The sequence below is a fragment of the Hymenobacter sp. AT01-02 genome (genome assembly GCF_000961955.2).
GTDB lineage: Bacteria > Bacteroidota > Bacteroidia > Cytophagales > Hymenobacteraceae > Hymenobacter > Hymenobacter mucosus.
Map to the genome: position 1 here is coordinate 52,627 of NZ_JZIR02000028.1, position 14,381 is coordinate 67,007.

Annotated in this window: 9 protein-coding genes; 4 read left to right on the plus strand and 5 right to left on the minus strand. The window is 55.6% G+C overall.

Features of this window, described 5'->3' with window-relative positions:
- Nucleotides 1-99: 99 nt before the first annotated feature.
- Both VI25_RS11020 and VI25_RS11025 read left to right on the plus strand, forming a co-directional pair.
- Entirely contained in the window at nt 100-4,005 is a 3,906-nt protein-coding gene (locus tag VI25_RS11020) for a BamA/TamA family outer membrane protein (RefSeq protein ID WP_236705014.1), read from the plus strand.
- A 142-nt stretch (nt 4,006-4,147) separates the two neighbouring features.
- A complete protein-coding gene (locus tag VI25_RS11025; RefSeq protein ID WP_045690154.1) occupies nt 4,148-5,278 on the plus strand; it encodes a DUF6268 family outer membrane beta-barrel protein in 1,131 nt (376 codons plus the stop codon).
- Between the two features lie 84 nt (nt 5,279-5,362).
- Here VI25_RS11025 and ppk1 read toward each other — a convergent pair whose 3' ends face one another.
- From ppk1 to VI25_RS24045, 5 genes are all read right to left on the minus strand, one after another.
- Nucleotides 5,363-7,453: a polyphosphate kinase 1 gene (gene ppk1 / locus VI25_RS11030; protein ID WP_045689975.1), complete on the minus strand. Its 2,091-nt coding sequence runs from the start codon at nt 7,451-7,453 to the stop codon at nt 5,363-5,365.
- A gap of 72 nt (nt 7,454-7,525) precedes the next feature.
- A complete protein-coding gene (locus VI25_RS11035; protein WP_045689976.1) occupies nt 7,526-8,020 on the minus strand; it encodes a SixA phosphatase family protein in 495 nt (164 codons plus the stop codon).
- A gap of 702 nt (nt 8,021-8,722) precedes the next feature.
- Nucleotides 8,723-10,012 carry a M43 family zinc metalloprotease gene (locus VI25_RS11040; protein ID WP_072144799.1) on the minus strand — a complete coding sequence of 430 codons (1,290 nt, stop codon included), beginning with the start codon at nt 10,010-10,012 and terminating at the stop codon, nt 8,723-8,725.
- A gap of 280 nt (nt 10,013-10,292) precedes the next feature.
- A complete protein-coding gene (gene hflX, locus VI25_RS11045) occupies nt 10,293-11,642 on the minus strand; it encodes a GTPase HflX (protein WP_082455494.1) in 1,350 nt (449 codons plus the stop codon).
- A gap of 71 nt (nt 11,643-11,713) precedes the next feature.
- On the minus strand, nt 11,714-12,511 hold the full coding sequence (locus tag VI25_RS24045; RefSeq protein WP_052695483.1) for a c-type cytochrome: 798 nt from the start codon (nt 12,509-12,511) through the stop codon (nt 11,714-11,716).
- A gap of 144 nt (nt 12,512-12,655) precedes the next feature.
- Here VI25_RS24045 and VI25_RS11055 point away from each other — a divergent pair, with 144 nt between their 5' ends.
- Both VI25_RS11055 and rfbC read left to right on the plus strand, forming a co-directional pair.
- A complete protein-coding gene (locus VI25_RS11055; RefSeq protein WP_045689977.1) occupies nt 12,656-13,795 on the plus strand; it encodes a glycosyltransferase family 4 protein in 1,140 nt (379 codons plus the stop codon).
- A gap of 41 nt (nt 13,796-13,836) precedes the next feature.
- Nucleotides 13,837-14,379 carry a dTDP-4-dehydrorhamnose 3,5-epimerase gene (gene rfbC, locus VI25_RS11060; RefSeq protein WP_045689978.1) on the plus strand — a complete coding sequence of 181 codons (543 nt, stop codon included), beginning with the start codon at nt 13,837-13,839 and terminating at the stop codon, nt 14,377-14,379.
- The last annotated feature ends 2 nt before the right edge of the window (nt 14,380-14,381 follow it).

Below are 14,381 nucleotides of genomic sequence, written 5' to 3' on the forward strand. Positions count from 1 at the left end.
GTGTACGCTCGGTAAGTTTACCGTATTTTTCATAACCTGCTCTCTGATAGCTCGCGGAACCCCGCCGGTACAAAGCTCTTTCGTATTCTGCCTCTCTGTATGAGAAGACGTTTTTCATCCTATGGCCTGATGTTGCTGTTAGCTGGTGGCACATTGCACCCAGCCTTAGCACAAAAGCCTGTCCAAACGCCCCATCCAACGCGCCCCAATTATCGCAGCGGGGGCGAAAAGTGGGAATCAACTACTCCGCCCGATAGTTCGCGCATTCGCTACACCATTTTCCTGATTGGTGACGTGGGTAAGCCCATTGCGAGCGAGCAGGGGGGAGAGCCGTCATTGAACTACCTGCGCAAGCAAATTATGGCGGCCGGAGCTAAGAGCACAACCATTTATCTCGGCGACAACATCTACGAGTATGGTATGCCCGAGGAAGGTGCCTACGACCGCAAAGAATCTGAGCGGCGCATCACTGACCAGCTCGATATTCTGCGCAACTACGCCGGCGAGAAATACATGATTCCGGGCAATCACGACTGGAAGCAGGGTTTACGAGGCGGCGTAGACCAAGTGAACCGCCAGCAGCGCTTCGTGGAAAACTACATGACAAAGGACTCGGCGGCCTTTGCGTACACCGGCGACTTCTTTATTCCGCGCGACGCGTGCCCCGGCCCGTTTGAGGTGCGCTTGCAGGATGATGTGGTAATGATTGGGGTGAACTCGCAGTGGTTTCTGCAAACCAACGGCGAACGGCCTTACGGCTCGAACAGTGGCTGCGGAGTAGCCAATGAGACGGACTTCTTTGTGCAGCTAGAGGATATTATTGCCCGCAACAAAGGCAAGAACATCATGGTGGTAGCGCACCACCCGCTGTTTTCTGATGGTATCCACGGGGGCTACTTCACCTTGGGTGACCATTTCTTCCCGCTGTCGATCGTTTATAAATATGCCTTTATTCCACTACCCGTCATTGGTAGCATTTACCCGTTTGCACGGAAGTATGGTGGCGTAAGTCAAGATATTGCCCACCCGCTTTACCAAGCGTATAAGAAGGGCATGCTGGAAATTTTCCAGAAGTATCCCAACGTGGTGTACGCCGCAGGTCACGAGCATAACCTGCAGTTTTTCAAGGAAGGCAACCTGAACCACATCGTCAGCGGCTCGGGCTGCAAAACTCAGCACGTGAAGCCCGGCAATGGGGGCGACGCCCTTTTCTCCGACAAAGAGAAGGGGTTTGCTCGCGTCAACTACTACGATAACGGCGAGGCTTGGGTAGAATACTTTATTCCGGAAGGCCAAGGCGAAACAGGCCGCCGGGTGTTCCGCGCGGCACTTTACGCCCAGGAAAGTGGTGCTACTGCCAAGGATAGTACCAGCAGCGGATTCGTGGGCAACCGCCCCAACTTCCGCGACAGCACAGTTACGGTAGCGGTAAACCCCAACTACCTCGACCGTAGCGGCATCCACAAGCTGTTTTTTGGTAAGCACTACCGCGAAGAGTGGGCTACGCCCGTGAAGTTCCCGGTGCTGGACTTGGCCACGGAGAAGGGCGGCCTTACCCCTTACAAAATTGGAGGGGGCAAGCAAACCGCTTCTCTGAAAGTGCGCAATGAAGAAGGGCGCAACTTCACCATTCGCAGCCTCAACAAGGATCCTTCGGCGGTACTGCCCGAGGCTCTGCGCGAAGGTGCCGCCGCCGACATTTTGCAGGATCAGATTTCGGCGCAGCATCCTTATGGTGCTCTGGTGCTGCCCCCATTGGGTACGGCGGCCGGCATTCTGCACACCAACCCTGAGTTGCGCTACATCCCGCAAGACCCCTTGCTGGGCCAGTACTTGCCGCGCTTCGCCAACACGCCGGGTGCTATTGAGGAAGATGCCAAGGACGACCAAAGCAACGTGGAGTCGTTGGGCAACGCCAAGAACCTAGTGGGCACTGATAAGGTGTTTGAGCGCATCACCGACGACAACGACAACCGCGTCAACGAAAAAGCCTTTGCTCGCTCCCGCCTCTTCGACATGTGGATTGGCGACTGGGACCGGCACGAAGACCAGTGGCGCTGGGCCGAGAAAAAAGATAAGGACGGCGACCGGAAATTTACGGCTGTACCAGAAGACCGTGACATTGCCTTCTTCAAGGGTGACGGTATTTTCCCCTACCTGGCTTCGCGCAAGTGGGCCATTCGCAACTTTCAGAACTTCGGCGAAGACTACGCCGACTGGAGAGGCCTGAACCTAACGGCACTCAGCAACGACCGGGTGTACCTCTCTTCCGTGACCAAGGAAGATTGGGTGAAGCAGGCCGAAGAAATGAAGGCCGCTCTTACCGATGATATCATCGAGAAAGCTTTCCGGGAGCGGTGGCCCGAGCAGATCTACAAGCTGCACGGCCCCGAAATTATTGCCAAGCTGAAAAACCGCCGTGACCTGCTGCCCCAAGTAGCCGCCGATTACTACGAAGTACTCAGCAAGGTAACGGAAGTGAAAGGCTCCAAAAAGCGCGAGAAGTTTGTAGTAGAGCGCCTGCCCGATAACAAGACGCACGTAACGGTGCAGAAAATCAACAAGGAAGGCGAGCTAACCAAAATCCTCTTTGACCGCACCTTCGACAACAAAGTGACCAAGGAGATTCGTCTTTACGGCTTTGCTGGCGAGGACATTTACGAGCTGAAAGGCGACGTGAAAAGCGGCCCGAAAGTGCGCCTCATCGGTGGTACCGACAAGGACAGCATCACGAACCGCTCCAGCGTATCGGGTATCAGCCATAAGCTGCAGATTTATGATGCCGACACCAGCAACGTTATCTCGGCAGGTAAGGATGCACGCCTACGCTTAGAGCCCGGTATCGACGTGAGCCGTTATGACGTGCACACTCGCACTGACCGCAAGGACTACACGCTTAACTACTTCGGCCCTACGGCTTACTTTGGGTACAATGTTGATGACCGCCTCTTCTTCGGTGGCGGGGTAGTGTACCGTACGTATGGTTTCCGCAAGGCACCCTACGCCACTGAGCAAAGCCTGGCCGCTAACTACTCGCCTTCGCAGAGCGCCTACAATGTGCGCTACCTCGGGCACTTTGTAGACTTATTTGGCAAGCTGGATCTGCGCGTAAATGCCCAACTGTACGGCCCGCAGCTGCTGTACAACTACTTTGGCCTGGGCAACGACACGCGTAACATTCTAGCAGATGATAGAGACACCCGTGCCCGCGACATCAACGACACGTACCGCATTCGTTTCTCGCGCTTGTATGTGGCGCCTATGCTGGAAAAGGATGTGTTCAGCTTCTTAAAATTTGGTTTTGGTCCGCAGTACGACCAAGTGCGCATCGACCGGAGCCAGATTGGTAGCGAAATTGAACGCGGCCTTGATGAGAACAACAATGGCGTAAGCGACGCTGCGGTAGGTATTCGCAGCTCCGATTTTGGCCTGAACCGCTACCTCGGTGGTAAAGCCTATTTGAATCTGGACGCATCTTCTTCCCCGAAGAACCCTCGCATTGGCTTGCGTCTCTACAACTCGGCGGAGTACAACTACCAGCTCAACGGAGAAAAGCTCAGCTACGGCCGCTTGGCTACCGAAGCCCGCTTCTACCTCTCCCCAAACTTCCCCTTCCAGCTAACGTGGGCAGGCCGCATTGGAGCCAATCGTAACCTAGGCGACTACCGCTTCTACCAGGCTAATACCCTGGGCGGTACCACCAACCTACGCGGCTACCGGCGCACGCGCTTTGCCGGCCGCTCGTCGGTGTACGCCAATGCGGAGGTACGGATTCAGCTGTTCACCTTCAACGCTTACCTTGTACCCGGCAAGTTCGGTATCATGGGCCTGGCCGATGCCGCCCGGGTGTACTCGCAATACGATACACGCAATGGCATTCGGGCCTTCCATACGGCCGTAGGTGGTGGCGTGTGGGCCGACATTCTGAAGCAGGCTGTTATCAATGCCACGTACTCGGTAGGTGAAGAAAACCTGGTGTTCGTGGGCTTCGACTTCCTGTTCTAACCACCGTAGCAGACCGGAGGAGAAAAAGGGTAATGAACCTTTCATTCTTCGATTGCTGCTCAACCTCATCCTTTTTTTCGAAAAGACGTTAAGGCTAGCCTGACGTCTTTTCGTCTTTTATCCCGGTCTTGTTTTCTGTCGTATGACGCCATCCTTCCCTCTTTTGCGCCGACTGCGGCAGCCCCTCGCAACTACTGCAGTAGCAATGGGTACTGTGGCAGTTGCCCAAGCTCAGATAACGCCTACCACGCCCCCAGTTTACCCACCGCCAGCACCTGTTGCCACCGACACCGCCGCCGCCGACCAAGTAGGCGCCGCTCAGGAATTTGCCACGCCTTCTGTGATTGGCATGGGCCCCAGCAAGGGCCTTATCTTCCACTATGAGCGCATGCCTCGATTCAACATATCGTCGGATGGTAAAGCCGTGGGGTTAAATGATTACAAGTCGCAGGCTGAGAAAAATGCCCGCTTGGTGGTGAAAGGCTACATTCCATTCTGGAACCGTCCTCACCTCAAAATGCTGCTTGGTATCAACTATGAGCGCGAGGAGTTTAAGTTCAAGCAGTACCCTACCGGCTACGAGTTGTATGATAACATTGAAGACAAAGGGCTGAAAACACTCGGTGCCCAGCTCGCCATCATCCGGCCGGTGAATGCCGTAAACTGGTACATTTTCCGGTTGAAAGGAGAACTGAGCGGTGACTATACCTCCTCTGAGCTGAGCGTACGGGATTACTTGCGGGTATCTTCTGAATTTCTGTACGGCTGGAAGCGAAGCCCAACGTTTTCCTGGGGTGTGGGGGTGCAGCTAGGGTATACCTTCGGGCGGCAAAGCATTTACCCAGCCGTGCTCTACAACCGCACCTTCAACGACCGTTGGGGCGTAGAGGCCATTTTCCCAGCCCGCGTGACTATGCGCTACAATGCTTCGCCCAAGTCCTTGTTCTTTGCGGGGTATTCAGTTGACGGCCTGAACTACATCATCAAGTTGCGGCAGCCACTGCGCCGCGAAAAGGGCATCGACCTGCGCACACTGGAGCTGCGCGAAACGGAAGTGAAGTTCCGCGGCCGTTGGGAGCGAGAGATCTACGACTTCCTATGGTTTGGGGTGGAGGGCGGCTACCGCTACAACTACGCCTTCGACGCCTTTGACCGCACCAATGATAACCGGGTGAAAATCATCGACAGCAAGATGGCGGGTGCCCCCTACGCTTCGCTAGAGGTATTTATAGTGCCGCCGCGTAAGTTCTTGAAGAAAACAGTGAACAAGTAGGCGGCAGCCTGTGGCTTCGTGATCCAACAACAAAGAAGAAGGCCGCAACTACCTAGTTGCGGCCTTCTTCTTTGTTGTTGGCGCTTACTTCTTGCGCTTCTTGGCAGTTGCTATCTTCTTGAGGTATTGGTACGTTTCCAACTGGGCCTGAACCCTACCGGCCTCCACGTCTTCTTGACCAATAAAGCGGTTGTGGAAATCGCGCGACTTGACATTGTCTTTGCGTTGCAGATCTAGCAAGTAGCGAACCTCGGCGCGTAAGTCATCCTGCAAAATGGGGAAGGCTACCTCCACGCGGCGGTCCAAGTTGCGAGCCATCCAGTCGGACGATGCTACGTACACTTTTTCCTCGCCCCCATTGCCGAACACGTATACACGTGCGTGCTCCAGGTAACGGTCCACCATGCCACGCTGGCTGATGTTCTCGCTTTGGCCGGGTAGGTCTGGCACCAGGCAAGAAATGCCCCGGATGAGTAGCTCCACGCGCACCCCGGCTTGGCTAGCCTCGTAGAGTTTCAAGATCATGCGCTCATCTTGCAGGGCATTTAGCTTGAGAATGATGTACGCGTCCTTGCCTTTCTGCACCAGCTTGATTTCGTGGTCGATGAGAGCGTTGAGCTTCTCGCGAAGCTCGAAAGGAGCTACCAGTAGGTGCTCAAACTGCCCAGTTTTGTCTTGGCGGTCTTGGAAGTAGCGAAATACTTCTGCTACCTCACGCGTGAGTTCCGGGCGGGCCGTAAAGACGCCGTGGTCGGCGTAGATGCCGCTGGTTACCTCATTGAAGTTACCGGTGCTGAGATAGGCGTAGAGCTTATTTTGGCCTTCCTCGGCGCGCGTGATGAGGAGCAGCTTGCTGTGCACTTTCAAATCCGGAATACCGAAGATGACGTTGGCACCCGCCTTCTGAAGCTTCTCCGCCCAGAACATATTGCTCTCTTCATCAAAGCGGGCTTTCAGCTCCACTACCACCGTCACTTGCTTGCCGTTTTTGGCTGCTTTCAGCAGGGCTTTGGCTACCTCGCTCTTGCCCGCTACGCGGTACAGGGTAATGCTGACGCTGCTAACCTGAGGGTCCTGCGCCGCTTCCGTAATCAGGCGCGTTACGTAGTCGAAGCTCTGGTAAGGGAGGTGAAGCAGGTGGTCGCGCTCGGCAATGGCTGGTAGCATCTTGCCGCTGCGTGGCAGGGTAGGGTGGGGCAGCTCAGGCTGGGGCTCATACTTCAGATGCGGAAGGCCCAGATCAGGGAAGCCAAAGAAGTCACGGAAATTGTGGTACCGGCTTCCCTCTACTAGCTCATCTTTGCCAATGCCCGTTTTCTGCATCACGGCCCGTAGTACCTCCTTGGGCATGGCGGGGTCGTAGAGCAGGCGGGCAGGGTAGCCGGTTTCGCGCTTCTGCAAGCTGCTCTTAATCTTGGCGAGCATATTGCCCGATACCTCCTCCTGAATGTCTAGTTCAGCGTCGCGCGAGAGCTTAATAGCGTGCACCTGCACCTTCTTATACTTCGGGAATAGCTCATGGGCGCAGCACCGAATCACGTCGTCCAGGAACATCACGTAGCGGTCCTCGCCTTGAGCGGGAAGTTGCACAAAACGACCACCGTGGCGTTTGGTGGGGAGCTCAATAGCTAGTACGCGCTCTTCGTCGTGCTTTTTCTTGTCTACGGGGTGGGTGAGGTAGACGGTGAGGTACACGCTTTGGTCGCGCAGGAACAAGTGGTGCAAGTTGTCGTCCAAAATCACGGGCGAAAGCAAGTCTTGCACGTTGTCGCGGAAGTACTGCTGCACCCACGCTCGCTGTTCCTCGTTCAGGTCGTGCTCAGATATCAGGTGGATGTGCTGTTCGCGCAGCTCCGGCAGAATCTGGTTCCGAAATGTGTCGCCAAATTCCTGCTGCTGGCGGCCTACCTCCGCTAGCAAGGCGCTAAGCTGCTCGGCAGGGTCTTCTCCTAGCTTAGCCAGGGTTTTCTTCTTGAGCTTTACCAGGCGCCGCAGCGTAGCCACGCGCACCTTAAAATACTCGTCGAGGTTGCTCGAAAAAATGGCCAGAAACTTCAGCCGCTCCAAGAGCGGTACGGCTGGAGTTTGGGCCTCCTGCAGCACACGGCGGTTGAAGGCAAGCCAGCTTAGTTCGCGGTTGAGTAGTTGGGGGGTGGCCGGTTTAATGTCTTCCATTTGGGTGAGATACACTAGCTACGCCAGCCGCTGGGTATGCAAAAACCAACTTGCCACGGCTGGAGCAGGGCTCTAGTCGTTGTTTTTGGGTTTGTCGAAGAAATAAAACTCAGCGTTGGCCTGATCTACCTCCGCCCAGTGTGCGCACGAGAACTTAATGCACACAATAGATGCCGTAGGCATGTCTGGAATAGAACTTGGGGAAAGCAAGTTGGCGAAGTCAGTCAGGGTATTATTGTGGCCCACCAGCAGTACCGAATCGGCCTCGTCGGGGCACTGCCGCACCACTTGCAACAAGTCCAGCACGGTAGCTTCGTAAATGCTTTCTACCACCTGAATCTTCTCGTGGGGGTAGTCTATTTCCTTTGCTACCAAGGCGGCGGTGCTCAGGGCCCGCACGGCGGGAGACGTCAGGAGCAGATTCAGCTGAATATCACGCTTCGCCAGCGCCTGGCCCATGCGGGGGGCATCGTCGCGGCCTCGGTCGTTGAGGGGCCGTTGGTGGTCGTCTAGGTCGTCGAAATCCCAGCTCGACTTGGCGTGGCGCATCAGATATAGCGTTTTCATCGGCAGCAAGAAAAAGGGGTGCAGGCCTCTTTACTGTTGCGCCCTCCAAATAGTTATGCTCAGGCGAGGCCCTGACTAGAAAGCGGCAGTAGCAAGAAAAAAGACCCGCTGGTTTCAGCGGGTCTTTTCATAATCAAAGGTACTAAGCAGAACCATATCTAGGGGTATGGCCACCGCTCAGGGTTGCGAATCTTTGATGAACTGCCTACGACTTGGGTTCTGCTCAGCGCAACGCACTGCGGTAGGTTTACCAGAATAGTAGTGCCCACGAATTGCGCCAGTGGTGCCGCAGTCTACGTTGAAAAGAAGCACTTGCAACAAGACAGGGAGCCAGTGCTTATCAGAGGTAAGTAAGTTTTCCTGGCAGAACTTAGTAGGGTGGCGATTTTGTGTGAAGCAGATGAAAGGGTGTGTAGGTTGTGGTAAAGGGAGCAAGGCCGACAATTTATTGAAATTATATCAATATATAGCCTGTTTAATTGTAGATATTTATATAACCGAATGATATTAGGCGCATGTGTCTATGTACTTGGCCTATTTATCAGCAGCGGGAGTAGCTTGTACATCTTCACTTTTGCTGCTGGAGTTAGGTAGTACTGTTAGCACTATAATGCCCCACCGCAGTGGTTACAGCCCACTGAGCATACAAAAGCCGGCCTGTTGCAGCAGGCCGGCTTTGAAGTTTTCTATTGAAGCATGCGGCTACTCCTTCTGAAAGCGACGGTGAACGGTGGTAGTGCCGTTGGTCAGCACTGCGTGGTAGAGGCCGTTGGGGAGGCGACCTACGTCAAGCGTAGCAGGGTCGTCGGTCCGCAGCTGTTTCATCTCAAACCCTTGCAGGTCATATACCTTCACCGACCATTTTCCGGCTGCTTCCTCCAAGCTAGATTGCAGAATCAGCTTGCCGCTGGTGGGGTTGGGATAGAGTTGCACATCCAGGTCAGTGCTGCTCGTGGAGGCAATCATGCGCGGTGCGGTGCCGCCCGTGCTAGTCACCAAAGAGGCCCGCGCTCCGCCGGTAGCAAACAAAGCGTTCATGCGCGAAGCCTGGCCATTGGAGAACATGTACATGCACGCATCATCCGTGTAGTCCATGTAGTTCATGAACATGTCGCCGCTGGTGCCATTAGAGCAGGTTACGTGCGGGAAGGACGGGCAGCCGTAGTTGCTGGTCTGCTGCGTGGGCGTATCCGAAACGTAGTCATTGCCGCAGCTGGCGTCGCCCCAAATGTGGCGCAGATTCAGCCAGTGGCCTACTTCGTGAGTTGCCGTTCGGCCTTTATCGTAGGGCTTGGCGGTGCCACCTGGCAGTGAGGAGTAGAGTACTACTACACCATCGGTAGCGGGTGAGCCGCCGGGAAACTGTGCGTAGCCCAGTAGGCCTTGGCCTAGGTTGCACACCCAAAGGTTGAGGTACTTGCTGGCGTCCCAGGCGTCGTCGCCCCCGCGCTTGGAGTTCTTGACTGCGTCGTTGGAGCTCCAGGAGCTTACCTTGGTTTGCTTGTGAATGATGCCCGTGGTAGCGGTGCCAGTGGGCGTGCGCTTCGCTAAAGTAAACTGAATATTGGCGCTGGCTGCACTAGCAGCAAAGGCCGCCGGAATCAGGCTGGCGTCGGCGTTAGTTTTGGCGAAGTCTTGGTTTAAAACATCAATTTGGGCCTGCACCTGCGCATCCGACACGTTCTGTGCTGTGGTGTTGTAGAGCACGTGCACCACTACCGGAATAGTGAGGGCGGCGGTAGTGCGGCGGGCAGTAGGGTTGGCTTCAAACTGGCGGGTGTGCTCCTCAATGGCAGCCATACGCCGCGCCATGCCCGGGTTGCTGGCCAGCTGCTCGGTGAGGACGTCCATGGTAGAACAGCGGCGCCGAACCTGCTGGTCTAGCGTGAAGGCGATATTGCTCACCTTGGCGCGTTGCGCATCCTGCGCTTGCACGGTGGCAGCCATGCCGCTGATAGCCAATAATGCGAGAGAAGTAAAAGTTTTCTTCATCAAAAAAAGTGGTTGTGGAGGGTGAGAAACACAGAACAAGCCTATTGCAGAGCAATGCGAGTTGTTTTGAAAATATGAGGTGTTAATCTACTATTTATTATAAATAATTCAAATAAAAACCTGATAAATGGTAGGATTAGCAAGCTGACTATTACACCAGACAAGGGCGTAACCCTGAGCGTTGACTATTGCAGTAGCGGGATTGGCCTGGAGAGAAAGCAAAAACGCCTGGCTTGCTACAGCAAACCAGGCGCGTAAGCAACAGCCTTACCGGACTACCTTATTGTTCGTAATCTACTTGAGGCAAGGTGTTGGGGTAGCGCTGCTGATGAATAGATGCCACGTGGCGTGCCAGCAGCTCGCGCAGTTCCTCAATGTTTTCGCGCTGAGTGGCCGAAATGAAAATAACTGGGTCGTGCATGCGTGCCATGTACGTTGCCTTAAACTGCTCCAGGGTAGGGCGGGAGGCTGGGGCCTCCTCATCTTCTTCGGGGTTCATGCCCTCGAAGCCACCGTGGTGCTCAATTTCGGCATCGGGGTTGTACTGGTCAATCTTATTGAAAACTAGTAGCATGGGCTTATCGGCCGCTTCAATATCCTTCAGCGTGTCGTTTACCACGGCAATGTGCTCCTCAAATGAGGGGTGGGAGATATCTACCACATGCACTAGCAGGTCGGCCTCCCGTATCTCATCAAGGGTGCTCTTAAAGCTCTCAATGAGGCGAGTGGGGAGCTTACGGATAAACCCAACCGTGTCGGAAAGCAAGAATGGCACGTGGTCGAGCACCACTTTGCGCACCGTAGAATCGACGGTAGCAAAGAGTTTGTTCTCGGCAAACACGTCGGAGCGGCTCAGCAGATTCATAATGGTGCTTTTGCCTACGTTGGTGTAGCCCACCAGCGCCACGCGCACCACGCCGCCCCGCGACTTGCGCTGGGTGTGGCTTTGCTTGTCGAAATCCTTGAGTTTTTCCTTGAGCAGGTCAATCCGCTCGCGCACTACGCGGCGGTCCGTTTCTATTTCCGTTTCGCCCGGTCCGCGCTGGGCTACACCTCCCCCCCGCTGTTTGTCCAAGTGAGTCCAGAGGCCTGTGAGGCGAGGCAGCAAGTACTGGTACTGCGCAAGCTCTACCTGCGTGCGGGCCGTGGCCGACTTGGCGCGGCTGGCGAAGATGTCAATAATGAGCAGGGAGCGGTCTACGATCTTAACCTTCAGCTCTGCCTCTAGGTTGCGCAACTGCGAAGGCGAGAGGTCATCATCGAAGATAACCATGCTGGCATCAGTATGCTGCACGTAGGCACTGATTTCGGCTAGCTTGCCCTCACCCACAAACGTGCGGATATCGGGCTTTTCCAGGCGCTGCACAAAGCGCTTGGTAACCGTTACGCCGGCCGTTTCGGCCAGGAAGGCCAGTTCATCAAGGTATTCTTGGGTGCGAGCGTCGGGCTGGCGTTTGTCGGGTACTGCTACCAGTACGGCAGTTTCTACCTCGGGCGCGGTATCGTAGGTGCCGTTATTGTTGGCTTTGGCTAAGATGCGGCCGGCACGGCCTTTCACGCCGTCGGTGGCGCCGGGGTGGCGGGTGCTGTTGCCCGGCTTACGGCCTTTGGAAGTGGGTTTGTTTGCCATAATGGGGAGCTTAAGGTCAGGAGAGCTGGAATGGGCAGGTAGCAGGTGGGCGGCTGCGCAAATCCAGACAATTATTTTAAGGTGAGCGAGTAGGCCACTACTTCCTGAATCTGCTGTTCAGTGAGCTTTTTCTGGAAGCTGGGCATCTTGCCCATCCCGTTGTTCACCATGTACACGCGACCAGTGGCATTGAGGTTACTACGGGTGAGGTCGTGAGCACCGTTTAAACCCAGTTTGCCGTCGAGACCGTGGCATACAGCACAGTTTTGAGCAAATAAGGTTTTGCCCGCTACTAGGTCTATTTCAGGTTCGGCCGGCGGGGTAGCCATGGCCGCCGCTTCCGTACGAATTGGCTCGGTGGCACCCGCTAAGGTAGCCTGATCGGCGGCAGAAAGCGTGGCTGTACTTTGGGCGGTGGTGTCAACGGGAGGGGCTGCCTCGGGGGTTGCGGTGGCTTCGGCCAAGCCACCGGAGTAAGCGACGCGGGCCGCGGCCGTCGGCGACTGTAGCGCGGGGCTACCCGTTTCAGCTAAGCCATACACATACACAAACCCGAGTAGGGTAATCACTACTCCTGGTTTAAACTGACGGCGCATGGCGGCAATGGCGGTGGGCAGCAGCACCAGTACGAGACCCAGCTTCAGCCAGAGCCAGCCCGGTATGGTGCTGGGGTAAGACCCCAATAGCACACCACCCGAGAGCAAAATCAGTAGGCCCAGCACCGAATCGACAATGCGGGTGCGGGCCCGTAAGGCCCGTAATTGTTCGTTGCGGCCTAGCAGGAGTAGGCCAGCCTTGAGTGCATAGAAAAGTAGGAAAGCCAGCACAACAACCAAGTGCAGGCGCAGTAGCGTGGTGGAAGCAAACATAGGGTACAAAGGTAGCCCAGGCAGATTGGTAGTGAAGTGCTGGTACGTAAAAACCTAGAACGGTATAAACTCCTCCCATCACCCCACGTAGGAACGCTACCTTTGTGCACTTCATTACTCCGTTGCTTACCTCATCACCCCAGAATGCGCGTCGCTATTGTCATTAATACGAGTTGGAATATCTGGAACTTCCGACGTAGCCTGGTATTGGCCCTGCAAGCTGCTGGGCACGAGGTACTCGCCATTGCTCCCCCCGATGCCTACTCCCAGCGCCTGGAAACCGAGCTGGGCTGCCGCTACGTGCCCATCTTAATGGAAAACAAGGGCACCAATCCTGTAAAGGATGCCCTGCTTACGCGCCGCTTCTACGACATTTACCGGCGCGAGCGGCCCGACGTCGTTTTGCAGTACACCATCAAGCCCAACATTTATGGTACCATAGCGGCTCGGCTGGCTGGTATTCCTAGCGTCAATAACGTGTCGGGCCTGGGCACGGTGTTTATTGTGAAAAACCTGGTGAGCCGGGTAGCTCTGGGACTCTACCGCTTTGCTTTTCGCTTTCCCAAGCGGGTGTTCTTTCAAAACGACGACGACCGGCAGCTGTTCCTGCAAAATGGCCTGGTAGACGCCCGCATCACAGACTTGCTGCCTGGTTCCGGCATCGACACCACGAAGTTTCGGCCTGCCATTGAGTTCACTCGGCATGAGCCGTTTACCTTCCTCATGATTGCGCGCGTGCTTTATGAAAAGGGCGTGGAAGAATACTTTGAGGCGGCTCGTCTGGTGCGGGAAGCCGCGCCCGGTACCCGCGTGCAACTGCTAGGCGGTATTGACGAATCGGGCGGGGTAGGCGTGAAGAGGGCCGTGTTTGAGGAGTGGCTGCGGGCGGGCAATGTAGAGTACTTGGGCACTTCCGACAATGTAGCTGAGCACATTCATAAGGCCGACTGCGTGGTGCTGCCTTCCTACCGCGAAGGCACGCCCAAGACGCTGCTAGAAGCCGCCGCCATGGGCAAGCCCATTGTAACGACTGACGTGCCCGGCTGCCGCGAAACCGTGGTCGATGGTCAGAACGGTCTGCTTTGCGAGGTGCGTAGCGCCACCGATTTGGCCGCGAAAATGTTGCAAGTGCTGCGCCTGCCGGCACCGGCCTTGGCCCAGATGGGGCGGGCCGGCCGCCAACTGGCCGAACAGAAGTTCGACGAGCAAATTGTACTCAATAAATATCTGCAGGTAGTAGCGGAAGTGCAGCCCAAGCGTGCCAGCATAGCCAAAACTGCCTAATTTGCGGCTCGCTAGCCACTCATACCATTAATTGTTGCTACATGGAGTTCAAGTACTTTGATATTCAAGGAGTGGTGGAAGTTCTGCCACGCGTATTCGGTGATGCCCGGGGAGCCTTCTTTGAATCATTCAGCGCCCAGAAGATGACCGAAGCCGGCATCGTGGGAGATTGGGTGCAGGATAACCAGTCGCGCTCCGACCGGGGAGTAGTACGCGGCCTGCACTTCCAAAAGCCTCCGTTTGCCCAGGCAAAGCTGGTGCGCGTTGCTCAGGGCCGGGCCCTGGATGTCATCGTGGATATTCGCAAGGACTCCCCCACGTACGGGCAGCACGTGATGGTAGAGCTAGACGCCCAGCGCTACAACATGCTGTATGTGCCCGTAGGCTTTGCGCACGGCTTCACTGCTTTGGAAGACAACACGCTCTTCCTCTATAAATGCACCAACTATTACGCGCCGCAGTCGGAGGGTGGCCTGCTTTGGAACGACCCCGCTTTGGGAATCAAATGGGGGGTGGAAAATGCCACGGTATCGGCCAAAGACCAGGTGCTGCCAACCCTGGCTCAGCTTGAAAGCCCCTTCTAAGA